Consider the following 16,940-nt stretch of genomic DNA (forward strand, 5'->3'; position numbering starts at 1 on the left):
ATGGCGCATGTGCCACCGCCCCTCTTCACTGCCTCAAGGCAACGTCAGGACGGAGTCAGTCCTCGCGCCGCCTCCACACGAGGAGCGAGAGCAACGCCATCGCCAGCGGGAGCGCGGCAGTCGTCCCGGTGGACGAGCAACCGCTGGACTCCTTCGGCGCCGGGGGCGTCGGGCTCACCGTCACCGTGACCCGGTCCTCGGCGGACAGGCCACTCTCCGAGGAGACCTTCACCACGAAGACGAGCTCCGTGGCGGCCGAGACCTCAGGCGCGGTGAACTGGACACGCGCCTGCGTCGCATCCTGGAGCGTCACGGCGGGGCCCTCGCTCTGGCTCCACGCGTAGGTCAGCGTCCCCTGCTCCGGGTCCGTGGCCGTGGCCGTCAGCGTGACGGACTTCGCCGAGAAGGTGGACACATCGTCCCCCGCGCTCACAGTGGGCGCGAGCGGCACGTGGCGCACCGTCACACTCACCTTCGCGGCCTCGCCACTCAGCTGCCCGTCACTCACCACGAGCTGGAAGACGAGCTCCGCGCTCCCCTTGGCGACCGCGGGCGCGGTGAAGCTCGGGGTCAGCGTATCAGCGCCTGTCAGCGTGACGGGCAGACCGGAGACCTGCGTCCACTGCTGGCTGACCACCGCGTCGCCGTCCGGGTCCTCCGCGCTTCCCTGGAGCGTCACCGTGCTCCCCTCGTCCACCGTCTGCGCGGTGCCCGCGGACGCCGCCGGCGCCTTGTTCACCTGGCGCACGAGCACCTGGACCATGTCCCTGTCCCGCAGACCCCCGTCCAGCACCGTCAAGCGGAAGGTCAGCATGGTATCGGCCAGCACCTCCGGCGCGGTGAAGCTGGGCGTGGCGGTGTCCGCGCCACTCATCGCGGCGAAGGGACCCGCCACCTGCTCCCAGCGGTACGTGAGCGCACCACCCGCCAGGCTGCTGCCGCTGCCCTGCAGCTGCACCACGGACAGCTCATCGACCGCCAGGTCCTCGCCCGCCTGCGCATCGACCTGGCCCGTCGTGCAGACCCCCTGCTCGTCCACCAGCGCCGTGAAGGGCGTGTTCGCCAACCCCGTGAAGGCGATGTCATCGATGAACCAGCCAACCCCACCGGCCGCCTCATCCGTGCCAATGCGGAAGCGGATGCGAATCACCTTCTCCGCGGAGGCGGTGCCCAGGTTCACGCTCGACGTCACCATCTGCTTCTGCGTGAACGCGAAGCTCGCACCGCCGAAGGCTCGGCGCCCGGTGAGCGGATTGACGTTCCCTTCGTAGTTCGTGAGCGTGACGTTGTACCCGTTGGAGGTGATGCGGTTTCCGATATCGGTCCACGTCTGGCCGTCATCCTCCGACAGCTCGAGGACACCGCCGTCGAAGAACTCTCCACTTGACGCCTCGAAGGCGTAGCGGTGGCGGAAGGTGAACGACAAGCCCGCCTTGCCCACATGGAGCGGCGGCGAGACGAGCGCGAAGTCCGCGGCGCGCCCCACGTCCTCTCCATGGAAGGAGCGCTCAGACCCGGCATCCTCGTTCACGGTGAAGGAGACGCCGCCCACCGCGGACGTCATCGTCCATGGCAGCAGCCGCGCATCCACATTCTCGGTCGTCGAGGCCCCAGGGAGCTCGTCCTGCTCCACCTTGGCGCTCAGCGTCGCCTTCTTGTCACTCGCAGTCACCCCGTTGGCATCGCGGTAGGAGATGTTGAAGTGGACCACCGAGCGAGGCGCCGCGCCCGAGAGCCGCACCGGCACCTCCACCGTGGCCGTCTCGTACAGCCCCATGGTGGGGAAGCTCGCCGCCCCACCATTGGCCAACTGCACGGCCTGGCTGTTCGACGAGACGGTGATGCTCGTCGCCTGCAGCGGGGCGGTGCCCGTGGAGCGCAGCGTGACGCGCAGCACGCCGCTCTCGCCGTTGTCCAGATACCCGTCCGCGTCGCAGGTGTTCTCGCTGCCGTCCTCGGTGAGCTCCGCCGAGACGAACACCACGTCCGCGCCCGTGCGGAAGCTCTCCACCACGCCCGCATGGTTCGTGGAGGCCCGGTCCGGCGCCACCGCGCCGATTCCCGCGCCACGCCGAGCGAACGCCTCCGCGAAGATTTGGTAGTCCGCCGGGTCTCCCGCATAGGCCGCCGCGAGCAGCGCGTCGCGAGCCTCCAGGAACGTCGGCGAGGCCGGGGTCAGCGTGTACGCGGTGACGAGGTAGCTCTTCATCCGCCGCTGGGCTTCGTTGAACGAGAGCCGCGAGGAGTCACGCAGCAGCCCGACGTAGCACTCCCACAGCATGGTCGCCCAGACTTCGCCGGCATTGTGGTACTCGGCGTTGTTGCTCCCATCCGCTCCGAAGGCATAGGGCACGCCGCTGGGAAGACGGACTCCGTTGGAGACGTGCTTGAAGGTCAGCGGGTTCTTGCGGAAGTCCACCGAGTAGGGCAGGCGGCGAATCCCGAAGTAGGCGGCGTCCGCGCTCATGTGCCGCGTCGCGAAGTCGCCCACCGGGAAGACGCCCGTCCAGTTCGGATTCGAGGCGACCTGCGCATCCTCCTCGCGCACCGAGAGCAGCAGGGCGTGGAAGTCCGCCCACCCCTCTCCCATGCTGCGCGCCTGGTTGGTGCCCAGGCCCGCTCCGTCATGGACGAGCCGGTTGCTGATGTAGTGCCCCCACTCGTGCGCCACGATGCTCGTGTCGATGGTGCCGTCCAGGTCACCCTCGGGGCGCTGAATCATCGAGAGCTGCACCCCCTCCGTGAGCTTCCCCCGGATGCGGTCCGCGTCCCCCTTCGGAATCAGCACCGCGCCAATGCGCGACGGCGAGAGCCCGTTCTCGATGCCCATCCCCTCGGGCATGGACATGCCATCGATATTGGCAATGACGACCCCGATGGCCCCAGCGGCCTGGGCCGTGAGTGCCTTCCGATGGAAGCCGCAGGTGCCTCGGTCGAAGAGGGCGATGTTCCCCTCCACCTCCGCGGCGTTGGTGAGCGCCGTGCAGCCATCCGTCGTGGAAGGCCCGTCGACGTTCTCCGCATCGAACCCTTCGACCACGCGGCCGGACACCGAGAACACGCGGGGGGCGAACTGCGAGGAGACGAACGTATACGGTCCCGCGATGCTCGCGGGGGCCGTCACTTCGACGGAGCTCCGTGCGGTGCCTCCGGGAAAGATGAACATCTGCATCCGCGGCCGGGCACCGTCGGCCGGGGTGGACATGTTGGCGTTGTTCACGCCACCGAAGTCCTGCGCCTCCGCCTTGATGCTGTCACCCCCGAGCCCACCCCGCCCGTAGTTGTCATGCTGGGCGTTGCCCGCCGCTTCGTTGAAGCCCGCGTCGTAGTACGCGTCGTGCAGCCAGTTGTTCACATAGAACAGATGCGTGACGGCGGACTGAATCTGCTGGGGTGTCTCGTACGGCAGCAGGTTGAAGCTGTGCGGATAGTCAAACGTCGCGGGCCCCGTGATGGCCGCGCGCAGGTCCCCCGCGCCGAACCCGTCCGGCGAGGCCAGGTCCGCGTACGCGTCCACGTTGTTGCCCACCGACTCCTGGGCGTCCACGGGCAGCCACGGGTCATTGCGGCTGAAGGGCGCGTTGTCGAGCGTCACCAGGTTGCGCTCGACGAAGAGCGGCACGTCGCCATCCGGCGTCCCCGTCGGGTGCGGGATGTGCGAGTTGCCCGACGGTCCAGCGAACGGAGTGAACGGAGACGTGGCATCCGCCCAGACGCGGTAGCTGTGCGCCGCGTCCGCCGTGAGGTTCTTGCGGAACAGCACCCGGCCGTCCTCCGCGGCGATGACGTACGAGTAGTAATCCGAAGCCGAGGAGCCCGCGGCGCTCGTGTTCAGCTCCACGTAGTAGGCGGGGAGCAGTCCCTCGGGAAGCTGGAAGAGCACCTGCTTGCTTCGAGCAGGGATGCGCAACCCGACCGGGAGCGGCCGGGAATAGGGGACCAGCTCATGATGCGAGTAGCGGCCCGAGGCCCCGCCCGTGAGCCGCAACAGGCTGGCATCGAGCGACTGCCCCGTCAGGTCCGCGAACGCCGCGGCCACGGCCTGGGGAGCCCCCATCCGGAAGGAGCGCGCGGGGCTCTTGTTGCCCTGCCCCACGTCCGGCGAGAGGTGACCTGAGACGGCCACCAGCACGTTCTCCTTGTCGAGGAGCAGGTTGACGGTGCCACGGAACACCTCGACACCACCCACCTCCTGCCGCAGCGTCACCACTGAGGAGCCCAGCGGGCTCCGGCGAACGCTGGCGACCGAAGTCCCCACCTGCGAGAGCGACCGGCCGCCATGGAACGGAGCCAGCGCATCGAGCTGGAGCCGGGCCGCGGTCGCCGGAGACATCCGCGCGTAGTCGCTGGCCGCGCGAAGCGACGGGGGGAACGCCGAACCTTGCGCGGGCCGCGAGGCCCAGACGAAGGTCGGCACGCCGAGCCGGTGCTCGCGGTGCAGCACCTGTCCGCCCAGACTCTCACTGTCCTCCAGGAGCGAGCGGGCTCCGGGAGCGGGCGAGCGCTCAAGCAGTGCATCGTAGTTGGGAAGGGAGTCGGCACCCGCCTGCGTGCCCGCGAACGCCAGCGCGACACCGGCGAGGTTCTTGAGGAGCGATTTCACGAGATGGACCTCGAAAGAGGGATGGATGTGCTCGGCATGCGCGCTAGCGAGCCCAGAAGATGCGCCGCACGAAGTAGGTCGGAGGGGTCCCCATGGAGACGGCTTCCGAGCCGTCGAGGTTGGACACCATGATGGTGTTGCTCCCCGTCACCGGGTCCCGCTCGGTGTAGGCGACCTTCGTGCCATCGGGAGAGAGCGTGAAGAGGGACTGGAGGAACTCGCTCCTGCTGCCGAGCATGACGGGCCGCACGATTTCGCGGCCCGTGCCGTCGGGCCGGATGCGCTCCAGCCACGTGTCCGACCACACGTCCTCGTTCCCGTAGTGGTACAGCAGATCGCCGTTGGGCAGCTCCATCGGGAACCGAATGATGGAGGCCATCTCCTGCCCCTGGACGGAGAAGTTGATGATGGAGCGCGCGCTCCCATCCTCCAGCGAGAAGGCCCAGAGCTGGGTGCCGTTCAGCGCGTACTCCACCGTGTAGAGCGTCTTGCTGTCGCGCGAGAAGGAGGAGAAGACCAGCGGCGAGATGGGAACGGGCGGCGGCATGTCGTTGATGCCATTGATGAGGACGCGGCGCTCGTCCGTCCCGTCAGCGCGGATGATGAAGGTGAATTCGAGGCCATCACGTCCCGGGTACGGGTCGCGCATGCACGACCTAAAGAACGAAATCCACTGCCCATCCGGCGAGAACTCCGGCATGCGCTCTCCGCACAGCAACGAGCTCGCCTGGGTGAGGCGCCGCACCCGGCTGCCGTCCGCGTCCGCGATGTAGAGGAGCCCCTGGAAGTAGACGCCCCCGAACTTGTCTCGCCCGTCCACCCAGACCACCGACTTGCGGTCCGGCGAACGAATCACCTCCGAGTGGACGTCTCGCGGAGAGAAGAACGGCGTGGGCGCCTGGGTGATTTGACGGAACTGGGAGCCATCCGGGCGCACGGCGAACGCCTGCGGGAAGGACTCCTCATCCGTCTGGGCCCCCGCCGAGGGAGAAGCGGTGAAGAGCAGCAGCTCGGAGGTATCCGTCGCGCGCATCGTGCCCACGGTGGCGCGCAGCTCCGCGGCATCCCCGATTCGAGCCAGCTCGCCCGCGGCTCCGACCTCGAACAGCTCGACGTTGAACGTGTAGTCGCCCTTGATGGCGAACCGCGTGCGGAAGGAGTACGTGTGGCCCTCCGCTCCCTGAAGCTCAGTCGCACCCAACTCGAAGCCCGACTCCTGGCTCATGTACGCCGCGCCGCTCGCGTCGGTCTCCGAGCCGCCCGTCCACGTCTCCGGCCGGTCGGCCACCTCACCCGCGGCGCCCGAGAAGTAGCGCACCGGCTGGCCCACCACGGGGCTGTCGGTGGGAGGCAGGTGGAGATCGGCCGGAGGGTTGTGACGAATCACCGACACGCGCCACCGCAGCCGCGTCGAGGGCGGCAGGGCCTTGGTGAGCCGCGCCGTGAAGGAGACCACCCCATCCTCCATCGTCTGGAACGTCGGGACGACGCTGGTGATGTTCAGCTTCGACACGCTCACCTGGCCGGTACCGCGAAGTCCGTTGAAGGTCGCGGTGATGGTGGCGGAGCCCTGCCCCACCGGCGTCACCTGCCCACGCGTGGACGCGGTCATGGAGACCACGGCCACGTCCGTCGTGTTGCTCGTCCAGGCGGCGCTCGCGGTGACATCCTGGGTACGACCGTTGGACAGCGTGGCCTCGGCGTGGAGCTGGCTCGGGTGGCCTTCAATCAGCATGCTCGCCGCCGGCGTGACGGCGAGCGCGACGGCCTCGGAAACCGTCACCTCGGTGCCGCCGCTCATGCCCGCGAAGGTCGCGGTGATTTGGGCACGGCCCAGCGCGACGCCGCTCGCGACGCGCTTGTTCAGCGACACGATGCTCGCGTCACTGGAGCTCCAGGTGGCCTCATTGGAGACGTCCACCGTCGTGCCATCCGAGCGCGTCGCCATGGCGGTCAGCATCAGCGTGCTGTCCCGAGCCATCGAGGCGTCAGCCGGAGTCACCGCCACCGACGTCACGACGGCCGCGGTGACGGTCGCCTTGACGGTGGCCTCCAGCGTTCCGAACCGGGCCTTGAGGGTGGCCTCTCCGGGCGAACCGGCGCGAACCAGGCCGCTCGCGGAGACCGCGGCAATCGCCTCGTTGGAGGAGGACCAGGTGATGTCGCTGGTGAGCCCGTGTGAGGTGCCATCCGAGAACACAGCCGTGGCGGCGAGCTGCCGCGTGAGACCCACGGCGAGCGACAAGTCCTTCGGCTCGATGGAGAGAGAGACAGCCGTGGCATCCGTCACGTCGAGCCGCGCCTGCGCGGAGACGTCGGAGTAGGTCGCGCGCAGCGTCGTCTGCCCCTTGGCCAGCGCGCGCACCTGGGGCGCGGCGCCCGCCTCGGAGGACACCGTACCGATGGCGGCATCCGTCGAGGACCACGAAGCCTCGCGCGTGACGTCCCGCGTGCTGCCATCGGAGAAGGTGGCGGTCGCGGTGACGTCCGCGCCGATGCCCACGGAGAGAGAGAAGCTCTCGGGCGTAATCCGCAGGGACTTCACGGTGGGGGAGGACTTCTCGCTACTGCAGCCGACAAGGACTGCCGCCGCGACCAGCCCCAGCAACGCGGGGTGAAGCAGACGACAACGGGAACGCACTGACATGGATGGACCTCTCTGCAGCAAACCGCCGCGCGTGCGACGAACAGCAACCATGGAGTTGGAAACGAAACGGTACGGATTCGGGCGGCGCGCACCATCGGGGGCGCCCCTGGAAGTCCCTCAGGAATCCCCTAGGGGCGCTGATGCCGCGCGCTTCACGACTCAGGGCAGCGGGCTGGCGCTCACGCCTCGGAAGCTGGTGTTGGCCGGCGCCGTGGCCACGACACGCACGGACGGCGTGAACGAGCTTCCATCATCCAGGAAGGACACCAGGAGGTTGCCCGCGCCACCACCACTCGACAGGTACGTGGTGACGTAGACGCGAACTCCTCGGGGAGTCCGCACCGCCGAGACGCCATGGGTGGCGATACGCACGGTGGTGGTCCCCGCGACGGCGAAGGTGGGCACGAAGCTGGACACCTTGCTCCAGCTCACCCCGTCGAAGGTCCACTTCTCCAGGCGCAACGTGTCCGGAGTCCCGCCCTGGTTCGCATTCTGGTTGACGTTGATGGACACGTAAGCGGTGTCCACACCGGCCACCTCGGGACGTTCATCGAGCAGCGCGAAGCCGGACGAGTTGAGCACCATCGAGAGCGAGGGGAGCTGGTTCGGCGCGACCGCCGCGGTGGGCTGCTCGGTGGGGAACGTCAGGACGCCCTGGTTGTAGCCCTGGGGATTCGGGATCGGAGGGGTTCCGAGCGAGAAGTAGACGCGGCCGTCGAACAGGCTCACGAAGCGGGTGTCCATCACGCCCGTGGAGATGGCTGTCGACACCGTGGTGTTCTCGGCAGGCAGCGCATGGCGGATGCCGCCGCCTCGACCCGACAGCCAGTAGCCGGTACCGTCCACCGTCGAGGCCCCGCGCACCTGGTCTCGGTCATAGGCATCGCTCAGACGCACAGGGAGGGTGAAGGTCCCCGCGAGGTCCAGCTGCCCGATGACCCGAGGTGTCGCCGATGCGGTCGTGCCCGAGACGTTCGCCAGGCCCACGTCCGCATCGAAGCCCGTGAAGGTGAGCAGGCGACCATTGCCCGAGCGCGAGAGGAAACCCTGTTGGACATCACTGCCGGACACCGTGAGGCGGGCCGCCCCCGCCGCGCTCGAGGCGGGAATGGCGAAGGTGCGCACGGGAGCACCACCCATGGGGCGGTACTCATCGATGAAGACCTCCGTGGCATTCGAGTTGAGGGCCGCGGCGCCCGCGCCCACCCGGACCACCATCGCGTTCGCCTCACAGGCCACCATGACGGTGACGTGGGCCTCGCCCATGGTGCCCGTTCCGCCCGAGACCTCGCAGGTCTGTCCCATCGGGTGACGGCTCACCTCGACCGCATACGCCTCGCCAGGACGCAGCGGCAGCGGGAACGAAGACTCCCCGTCGGTGGCGACCGTGAGGGCGTCCGCGCCGGACTTCAGCCCCAGCGTGCCGGTCAGCCCCGAAACACTGACGCGCAGCCGGTAGACGTTCTCACACGTGACGACGATGTTCGTGACGGGCGCACCGCTCACGGTCCCCCCGCCGGAGTTCACGGCGCAGCATTGGTTCTCCGGCTGAGTCTTCACCGTCACCGAGTAGCTGCCCTGCTCCGCGACCTGCTGGGCGAAGGTGAAGGCACCATTGGCCGAAACCGGCAGCACCTCGTCGCCGTTGTTCTGGAGCTCGAGCATGGCGCCCTCGGCCAGGCCGCTCACGCTGCCACCCACGGGATACGACGCCGTGCCGCAGAGCACCTCGATGCGGGTGACGTCACCCTCGCCCATCGTGCCCGTACCGTTCGACACGGTGCACACCAGCGGCGCGGTCGCCTGGGCCGTGACGGAATAGGTCGCGCCGAAGGCCACCGGCGTCGGGAAGGCGAAGGCTCCATCGGCGGAGACCGTGAGGTCATCCCCTCCGTTGTTCCTCAGCACCGCCGACTGCCCCTCCCCCAGCCCTGCCACGGTGCCGCGCACGAGATAGGACATCGGCGAGCAGACGACCGACACGCTCGTGACGGTCGCGCCCCCCAGCGTGCCCGTGCCCTGCCGCACCTCACAGGACTGTCCCTCCGGCTGGGTCCTCACCGAGACGGAGTAGGCGCTCAGGTCCGCCACCGGCTGGAGGAAGGCGAAGGGCCCATTCGCGGAAACGGTGAGACGCTCCTGCTCGTTGTTCCACAGCTCCAACGTGGTTCCCTCGACGAGCCCCGCCACCTCACCTCCGACGGTGAAGGACCGCGTGGTGCAGGAGACCACCACGTCCGCGATGCCCCCTACCTCGATTCGGCCCGTGCCATTCGGCACGCTGCAGATCAGCGGGTAGCGAGCCTCGGCGGTGACGGCATACGTGCTCCAGTAGGACACCGGCTTCGAGAAAGTGAAGGAGCCATTTGACGCAACGGTGAGCGCATCCTCTCCGTTGTTCTTCAGCACCACCGACTGTCCCCCCGAGAGTCCCGCCACGCTTCCGCCCAGCGAGTACTCCAACGCCCAGCAGGTCACGGCCACGCTGTTCACATTCGCCCCGCTCACGGTGCCCGTCCCATTGCGCACGTCGCAGGCCTGGCCCCTGGGCGGCGAGCTCACCGTCACCGAGTAGCCACTCAGGTCATCCACCGGCCCGACGAAGGCGAAGGAGCCGTCCGTGTTGACGCGGAGCGATTCCGTGCCGTTCGTGAGCTCCACCGAGCTTGCGTGAAGGAGACCCGTCACGGTGCCACCCAGCGAGAACCGTGTCGTCTTGCAGCTGACGCTCACGTTCGTCACCGGTTGGTTGCCCATGGTTCCGGTCCCCCGGCTCACGGTGCAGGCCACCGGATACACCGCCTCGACGGTGACGTCGTAGCTCGCGCCGAAGGCCACCGGCGTCGCGAAGGCGAACTGCCCGCTGGCGGTGATGGTGATGGCATCGCCCCCGTTGTTCTTCACCACCACCGACTGCCCCTGCGTCAGGCCAAACAGCGAGCCGCGCACGCCGAAGGTGTTCGCCGCGCACGTGATGGCCACATCGGTGACGGCCGAGCCCTTCACCGTGCCGGCGCCGCGCTCCACGGTGCAGGCATGGCCCGCCGGAGACGACTGCACCGTCACCGAGTAGCCGGCGAGGTCGACGACCTCCGCGGGAAACCGGAACGGCCCATTCGCGGAGACGGTGAGCACGGGCCCGTCGTTGTTCCGCAGTTCGAGCGAGGCACCCTCGGGAAGGCCAGAGACGACACCGCCCACTGGATAGGTGTTCGCGCCGCAGGTGACGGCGACGCTGGTGACGTCCGCGTTGCCCATCGTGCCGCTGCCGCTCTCCACGGTGCAGGAGGCGCCCTCAGGCGGCGACTGGACGGTGACGGCGTAGGCCGCACCTCGCTCGACCTTCTGGCTGAAGGCAAAAGAACCATTGGTGGTGACGCGCAGGGACTCTTCGCCGTTGCGCAGCACCACCTGGGCGTCGTCACGCAGGCCCGACATCGTGCCGCCCACGGCGTAGGACGGGACTCCTCCGCCTCCGGCATCGGGCTCACCGGGGGGCTTCGGGTCCGAGCCGCAGGCGGTGAGCACGACGCTCAGCAGGCCCACCAGCGCGGCGCTGGAGAAGGAGGGGCGTGAAATCAGTCTCATGGGCGGGGGGGTCTCCATGACGGTTTGGGACGCACGACGACCCTACGGCCCCGTCGGAGAGCCCCACCATCGGGGAGCCCCCTAACCTCCCCTCAGGAATCCCCTACGTCACGACGACTCTCCCGGGACGAGCCCATACCGGACCGCCAGGCGCACGAGCGAGGGCACGTCATAGATGGCCAGCCGCTCCATCAGCTGCGTCCGGTGCGCCTCCACCGTCTTCACGCTCACCTGCAGCCGCTCGGCGATGGCGCGCGTGCCGTTTCCCTCGGAGATGAGCTGGAGGATTTCCCGCTGCCGCGAGGTAAGCCGGTCCAGCGGATTCGCCGCGGGCCTCTCATCGTCGGTGATGCGCAGGAAGCCCTCCACCACGGTCTGTGAGATGGCGGGACTCAGGTAGGTGCGGCCCTGCCACACGGACTCCAGTGCAACCTTGAGCTCCTCCACCGCCGAGTCCTTGACGAGATAGCCCGCCACACCCGCGCGCAAGGCCTGGGCCACGTACTCGGCCGACGTGTGCATGGAGAGGATGAGGATCCGCGTGGAGGGGCTCAGCTTCGGCACGCGCCGGGCGACCTCGATGCCATTGAGCCCCGGCAGCGAGAGGTCCAGGAGCAACACATCCGGCTGCAGCTTGTCCGTGAGCGTCAGGGCCTCATGCCCATCGCCGCACTCGGCGAGCACCGTCACCCCACCCAGCGACTCCAGCAGTGCACGCAGGCCTGCTCGCACCAACTGGTGGTCATCCGTCAGCAACACGCGCATGTGGTCCTCCGGAATAGTCTTCCCGCACGTCCGCCCTCACTTCGGCCACCACCCGCGTCCCCTCCCCCGGACGCGAGGTCACCTCGAAGTGTCCCCCCAGGTCGCGCACCCGCTCCTGCATCCCGAACACGCCGAAGCTGCCCGGCCCCCGGCCCGTGAGGACCTGGTTGACGTCGAACCCCTTGCCGTCATCTCGCACCTCGAGCCGGATGACGCGCCCCACGGTCTCCAGCCGCACGTCGATGCGGCGCGCGGAGGCATGTCGGAGGGCGTTGGTGACCGCCTCCTGGATGATTCGGAAGACGGCGATGTCCCGCCCCTTGCCCAGCGAGGGAGGCGCCGACGACGCGGTGAACACGAGCTCGACGCCACTGCGCCGGGCCACCTCGCGCAGATACCACTCGAGCGCGGCGGCCAGCCCGAGCTCATCAAGCTGCGGCGGGCGCAGGTCCACGGAGAGCGCCCGCACCTGCCCGATGAGCCGGTCGATGAGCGCGACGACCTCGGGCAGGCGCGTCACCGAGGGACTCGCGGAGGTGTTCATCAACCCGAGGTTGAGCTTGACCGCCGTGAGCGCCTGGCCGAACTCGTCGTGCAGCTCGCGGGCGAGGTGCTTGCGCTCCTCTTCCTTCGCGGCCTCCAGCCGCATGGTGAGGCGGAGCAGGCGCTCACGCCCGGCTTCCGCCTCCTCGAGCGCCTGCTCGCGCTCCGCCTGCAACGTGCGCAGCGCGAGGTTGCGCCCGACGAGCAGCCGAGTCCGCCACACCAGCCCCACCACCACCGCGAGCAGGACCACCGCCAGCGCGCCGAAGCGCACATCGGTCCGCTGCCAGAGGGGCGGCGCCACGCGGAGGGTGAACGGACGCATCTCGACCCAGTCTCGGCCCGGGCTGCGCGCGCGCAGCCGCAGCGAGTGCTCCCCCGGAGGGAGCGAGTGGAACGTGAGCTGATTGCGCGTCCCCAGCGAGAGCCAGGGCTCCTCCGCCGTGAAACGATAGGCGTACTCCACGCCGTTGCGCGCATAGTCGAGCAGCGAGAACTCGAGCGAGAAAGGCTGGCGCCAGGGGACATCCAGGCCAGGGAGGTCCCACACCGGCTGGTTCGGGAGAGAGTCCGACTCCAGCCCCTCGATGGAGGTGAGGATGAGCGGCGGCGAGGGCTCGCGGGGCGGGCGCACCGAGGGGTCCAGGTCCACGAGTCCCTTGGAGCTCCCCCAGTAGAGCCGGCCGCCCAGGAGCGTCACCGCCGCCGGGTTGAACGAGTCAGTGGGCAGACCATCCGAGGCGGCGTAGTTCTCGAATGCCCCCGTGGCCACGTCCAGCCGTGACAGGCCCGCGCGAGTCCCCACCCAGATACCCCCGTCGGGGGCACGCGCCGTGGCCATCACGTTGTTGTCGATGAGCCCGTCGGTGCTCGTCCAGAGGTCCACGGACACCGGCAGCCCGGAGTCGTCGAGAGACACCCGCTGGAGGCCTCCGCCCACGGTCCCCACCCAGATGGCGCCCGAAGGGTCCTCCATGAGCGTGCTCACGTAGTAGTGGCTCAAGTGCAGCGTCGAGTCAGAGCCCAGGCGCATGCACTCCACCGTGTCCTCGCTGGCCGAGCAGACGTTGAGTCCGCCCGAGCGCGTTCCCACCCAGAAGCGCCCGCGCCGGTCCTCCAGCAGCACCGTCACGAAGTCATCGGAAAGGGAGCGAGGATTCGAGGGCTCGTGACGGAAGGCCACGAAGTCATCGGTCTCCGGCCGGTAGCGCTGCAGCCCCTGTCCCCCGCTGCCCAGCCAGACGTGGCCACGAGCGTCCTGCAGCAGCGTGTTGACGAAGCCAGGATGGTCGCTCGCCCCGCGCTCCGTGCGACGGTAGAACTTGAGCAACTGGCCTGTCGTCGGGTCCAGGCGATAGGCGCCCATCGAGATGCCGACCCACAGCTCCCTGTCGTGGGTGCGCAGGAGGCTGAGGACGCCTCGAGTGTCGACGCCATCCAACACGGGCCCAGGCAGTGGGACGACCTGCCCCGAGCGCACATCCACCCGGTCCACGCCTCCGCCGAAGCTGCCCACGAGCAGGTGGCTGTCGCCATCCGGAATCACCGCCCACACGTCCTCGTACGTCAGCCCGGAGGCCGAGTTCCCGGCCTTTCCTCGCAGTGTCCTGAAGGTCTCCTGCCGGAAGGGCGCGTAGAACAAGCCCATCCCGAACGTGCCAATGAACAGGTTGCCAGCGGCGTCGAACGTGAGCGCGCCTTCGTCGATGCGGTGCTCGTAGCCAGGCCCCGCGGACGGGAGACGCTCCTCACGCACTTCGCCCGTCGCCGTGTCCACGCGGAGGAGTCCACCGCCGAAGGAGCCGATCCACAGCGTCCCGTGTCCATCGGGCTCGAGCTCCGTGACGATCTTCACCTTCTGGGCGATCTCCGGTGGAGACAGCCGGGCGCGGCGCAGGTAGGCCTCGTCGCGCTCTACCCGGTAGAGCCCGTCACGGGTGCCCACCCACATCCCGCCGTCCGGGTCCGCCGCGAGGCTGAAGATGTCCCTGGAGCCAGGGCCTCGCTCTTCGGAAGAGATGAGCTCGAACGTCGTGGCGCCGGGCCCGCGTCGGAACAGTCCTCGCGAGAGCGTGCCCACCCAGAGCGCACCCGTGCGGTCGTGCTTCAGGGCCATCACGAACTCCTGGCCCCCGCCTGGTTGGAGCGGAATCCGCTCCGCCACTCCCGTCTCCGGGTCCAGCAGCGCGAGTCCCGCGTGGGTGCCCACCCACAGGCGCCCATCGTCGGCGTCGGCCAGGGTGAACACACCGTCATGGGGGATGCTGGCGGGGTTGCTGGAGTCGTGACGGAAGTGCCGGAAGGACCAGCGAGCCCGGTCCACGAGGCTCAAGCCACCCGTCATCGTGCCGACCCACAGCCGTCCCTGGGCGTCCTCGTGCAGGGTGCGCACCGCGTTGCTTGCCAGGGAAGCAGGGTTGCCCAGCTCGTACTGGAACTTGCGGAAGCCCTGGCCGTCGTGGAGGTAGAGGCCCTCGCGAGTTCCTATCCAGAGCAGCCCCACCCGGTCGTAGAGGACCTCGGTGATGTACTCGGCCTGGAAGGGGCGCGCGCCGCCCACCTGCATCAACCCGAGCTCCTGAGCACCCGGCGCGACGGCAGGGCACAACAGGAGGAACAAGAGGACTCCCAGCCATCCGGGAGCCGTGCGCAAGGAGAACCTCCGCGACGAACTCACGCGCGCACCAGGGCAACCCTTCCGGTGAATTCGTCCAAGTCGAGACAGCCTTGCCTCACGGGAAACGAGCCGCCGAAGAAACGAACGTGAAACGACCCAAAGAGATTCCTATGTCAGCCAGAAGGAGCACCAGCGACGGGGAGTCGGGCCCGAAGGTGGCGAGCGGAGTCGAGTGTCACGGTGACGTCACGTCCCACGCGCCGCGTCACGCCCTGCCTGGCCAGGTGTCAGCGGCACGAGGCGCCGAGCAGGCCGCCAGGCCCTTGGCATGTCACACGGCCGTGAGACACGTCACGGGGAAGTCGTGACGTGTCGCCCCAGCGGGTGAGGCAGGAGCGCAGGCGACCTTGGCGCTCTTCGGAACACCGCGGAAGGAGGTCGCCACGCGCGAACCGCAGGGGCGCTGCGTGGCGTTGCGGGGGGGATTCAACCGCGCGAGATACGCTCGCTCGCGCGCCGCCAGAGGCAAGCGCGCAGTGGCCACTGCGCTGGGTGGGCACCCTGGTTGAAGTCGCGACGGGCGAGCCCGCCGCCGCGGAGGCGCTACTGCGCCAGTGCCAGGCGGACGAACCCGAGCGCGCGGAGGTCGCCCATGCGCTGGGGGACTTCCTCGCGGGACAGGGACGACCACTGGACGCGCTGGCGCCGCTGAAGCGGGTCGCCGCGCTCGAGCCAGCACAGTGGATGTATGCCTTCACGCTCGCCACGGTGCAATTGGAGCTGGGCCAGACGAAGGAGGCCATCGCGTCCCTCCAGAATGCCTTGCACCTCAATCCCAGTCACTCGGCCAGCTACACGGCACTTGCCCGCATCCTCCTGCTCCAGGGACAGCGCCATGAGGCGCGGCAACTGTTGGAGGCCGCGTTGCCCGTGGTGAACGAGCCAGCCTGGGTAGAGGGGCTGCTAGGCTCGCTGCTGGCGGGCGACGGCGCGCTCGAGGCGGGCCTGATGCTCCTGGAGCGTGCGCTGAGCGCACATCCGGAGCACGCGGGGTTCAACGCCGACAAGGCGCAGGTCCTGCTGAGCCTGGGACGCATCGAGGAGCTCGTGAGCTTCTGCGAGGCCCTGGAGCAGTCTGGGGAAGCCTCCTCTGCCACGCGGCTGGCCTGGGCCGAAGCCCTGGAGCATGAGCGGCCCGAGCAGGCACTGGAACTCTATCGCCAGTTGATGGAGTCGGACCCAGGAGACTGGCTCGCCGCGAATGCGGCCGGGCTGCTGCCGCTGCGCGAGTCCGCGGGAGAGGCCGAGGCCCTGGACGAGGCGCGTGAGTTCCTGTCGCTCGCCCTGGAGCGCAGCAATGGGCGAGTGGAGCCCGCCCTCAATCTCGCACGCGTCCTGCTGTCACGAGGTGAGGTCGAGGCTGGCAGGGACCTGGCACGCCAAGTCATAGCCGCCGTCCCCTCGGGGCCTCTGCGCGCGGAGGCCGAGCAGTTATTGGCCCTCGACACCGAGCCCTGACGGCGCCCTCCCGCCGGACGCGGGGCTGGGGGCTGGCCTGATGCGTTCTCGGGTGTCTGCGATTTCGTGAGAAGGCCGCGTGTCCACTCCACGAGGTGACGGCCGGCCGTCCAGAGGCAGACGCGCGCTGAAGCAGTAGAGCAGATTGAAGGCCATCGCCCACAGCCAGGCCACCACCTCCAGGGCCGTGCGCATCGGGCGGCAGGGTTGGCGCGCGTCCTCGACCAGGACGACGTCGAGCGTCCAGTTGTGTCGGTTTTCGATACCCCAGTGCACCCGCACCAACCGCAACAGTTGGTTGAAGTTGAAGACGGTGGTGTCCAGGGAGGTGACGAAGTAGCGGTAGTCCTCCACCACGAGCTTGTTCTCATCGTCCCAGTGCTGCTGACGCACCAGCAGCAACAGTCGCGCTCCGGGGAAGTCCACCTCGTCGGGCGCCAGCGCGTGCGTCCACAGCTCGCGCACCACCGCCCGTTCCTTGGTGCGAGAGCGGGCCGGGCACTGCTTGGAGGCAATAACTCGCATGGCGTACTCGTGCAGGGTGGGCTGGTTGGCCTTCAGCCCGAAGCAGTAGTGATTACCCCACTCTCGCACCAAGACTCATTCCGCGCGGCCGTCAGCCCCGCGTCGGCCGTCCCCCCCCCAAAGTGCTCACCAAA

At 68.8% G+C, this 16,940-nt stretch carries 7 protein-coding genes; 1 reads left to right on the forward strand and 6 read right to left on the reverse strand.

The features are described 5' to 3' along the window. Positions 1 to 55: 55 nt before the first annotated feature. The 5 genes from F8M74_RS07520 to F8M74_RS07540 all read right to left on the reverse strand — a co-directional run bounded on the left by F8M74_RS07520 (position 56) and on the right by F8M74_RS07540 (position 14,799). Entirely contained in the window at positions 56 to 4,603 is a 4,548-nt protein-coding gene (locus F8M74_RS07520; protein WP_141252945.1) for a myxosortase-dependent M36 family metallopeptidase, read from the reverse strand. A 43-nt stretch (positions 4,604 to 4,646) separates the two neighbouring features. Beyond that, positions 4,647 to 7,148: an Ig-like domain-containing protein gene (locus F8M74_RS07525; protein ID WP_162294980.1), complete on the reverse strand. Its 2,502-nt coding sequence runs from the start codon at positions 7,146 to 7,148 to the stop codon at positions 4,647 to 4,649. A gap of 261 nt (positions 7,149 to 7,409) precedes the next feature. Then, positions 7,410 to 10,838, reverse strand: coding sequence for a hypothetical protein (locus tag F8M74_RS07530; protein ID WP_216619723.1), 3,429 nt, complete (start codon positions 10,836 to 10,838; stop codon positions 7,410 to 7,412). A 108-nt stretch (positions 10,839 to 10,946) separates the two neighbouring features. After that, positions 10,947 to 11,603 (reverse strand): response regulator transcription factor, encoded by a 657-nt coding sequence (locus F8M74_RS07535; protein ID WP_011556093.1) that lies wholly within the window; start codon positions 11,601 to 11,603, stop codon positions 10,947 to 10,949. Beyond that, a complete protein-coding gene (locus F8M74_RS07540) occupies positions 11,581 to 14,799 on the reverse strand; it encodes a two-component regulator propeller domain-containing protein (RefSeq protein WP_228559351.1) in 3,219 nt (1,072 codons plus the stop codon). Before F8M74_RS07540 ends, F8M74_RS07535 begins: the two co-directional genes overlap by 23 nt. Before the next feature lie 516 nt (positions 14,800 to 15,315). Between F8M74_RS07540 and F8M74_RS07545 the strand changes: the two genes are divergently transcribed. Further along, the gene (locus tag F8M74_RS07545; protein WP_141252947.1) at positions 15,316 to 16,281 is read left to right on the forward strand and encodes a tetratricopeptide repeat protein; all 966 of its coding nucleotides are present in this window, start codon (positions 15,316 to 15,318) and stop codon (positions 16,279 to 16,281) included. On the opposite strand, the gene F8M74_RS07550 is transcribed toward F8M74_RS07545, so the two are convergent. Next, entirely contained in the window at positions 16,255 to 16,875 is a 621-nt protein-coding gene (locus F8M74_RS07550; RefSeq protein WP_141252948.1) for a hypothetical protein, read from the reverse strand. The genes F8M74_RS07545 and F8M74_RS07550 overlap by 27 nt on opposite strands. Positions 16,876 to 16,940: the final 65 nt, after the last annotated feature.

This window comes from Myxococcus sp. CA023 (assembly GCF_010998615.1).
GTDB lineage: Bacteria > Myxococcota > Myxococcia > Myxococcales > Myxococcaceae > Myxococcus.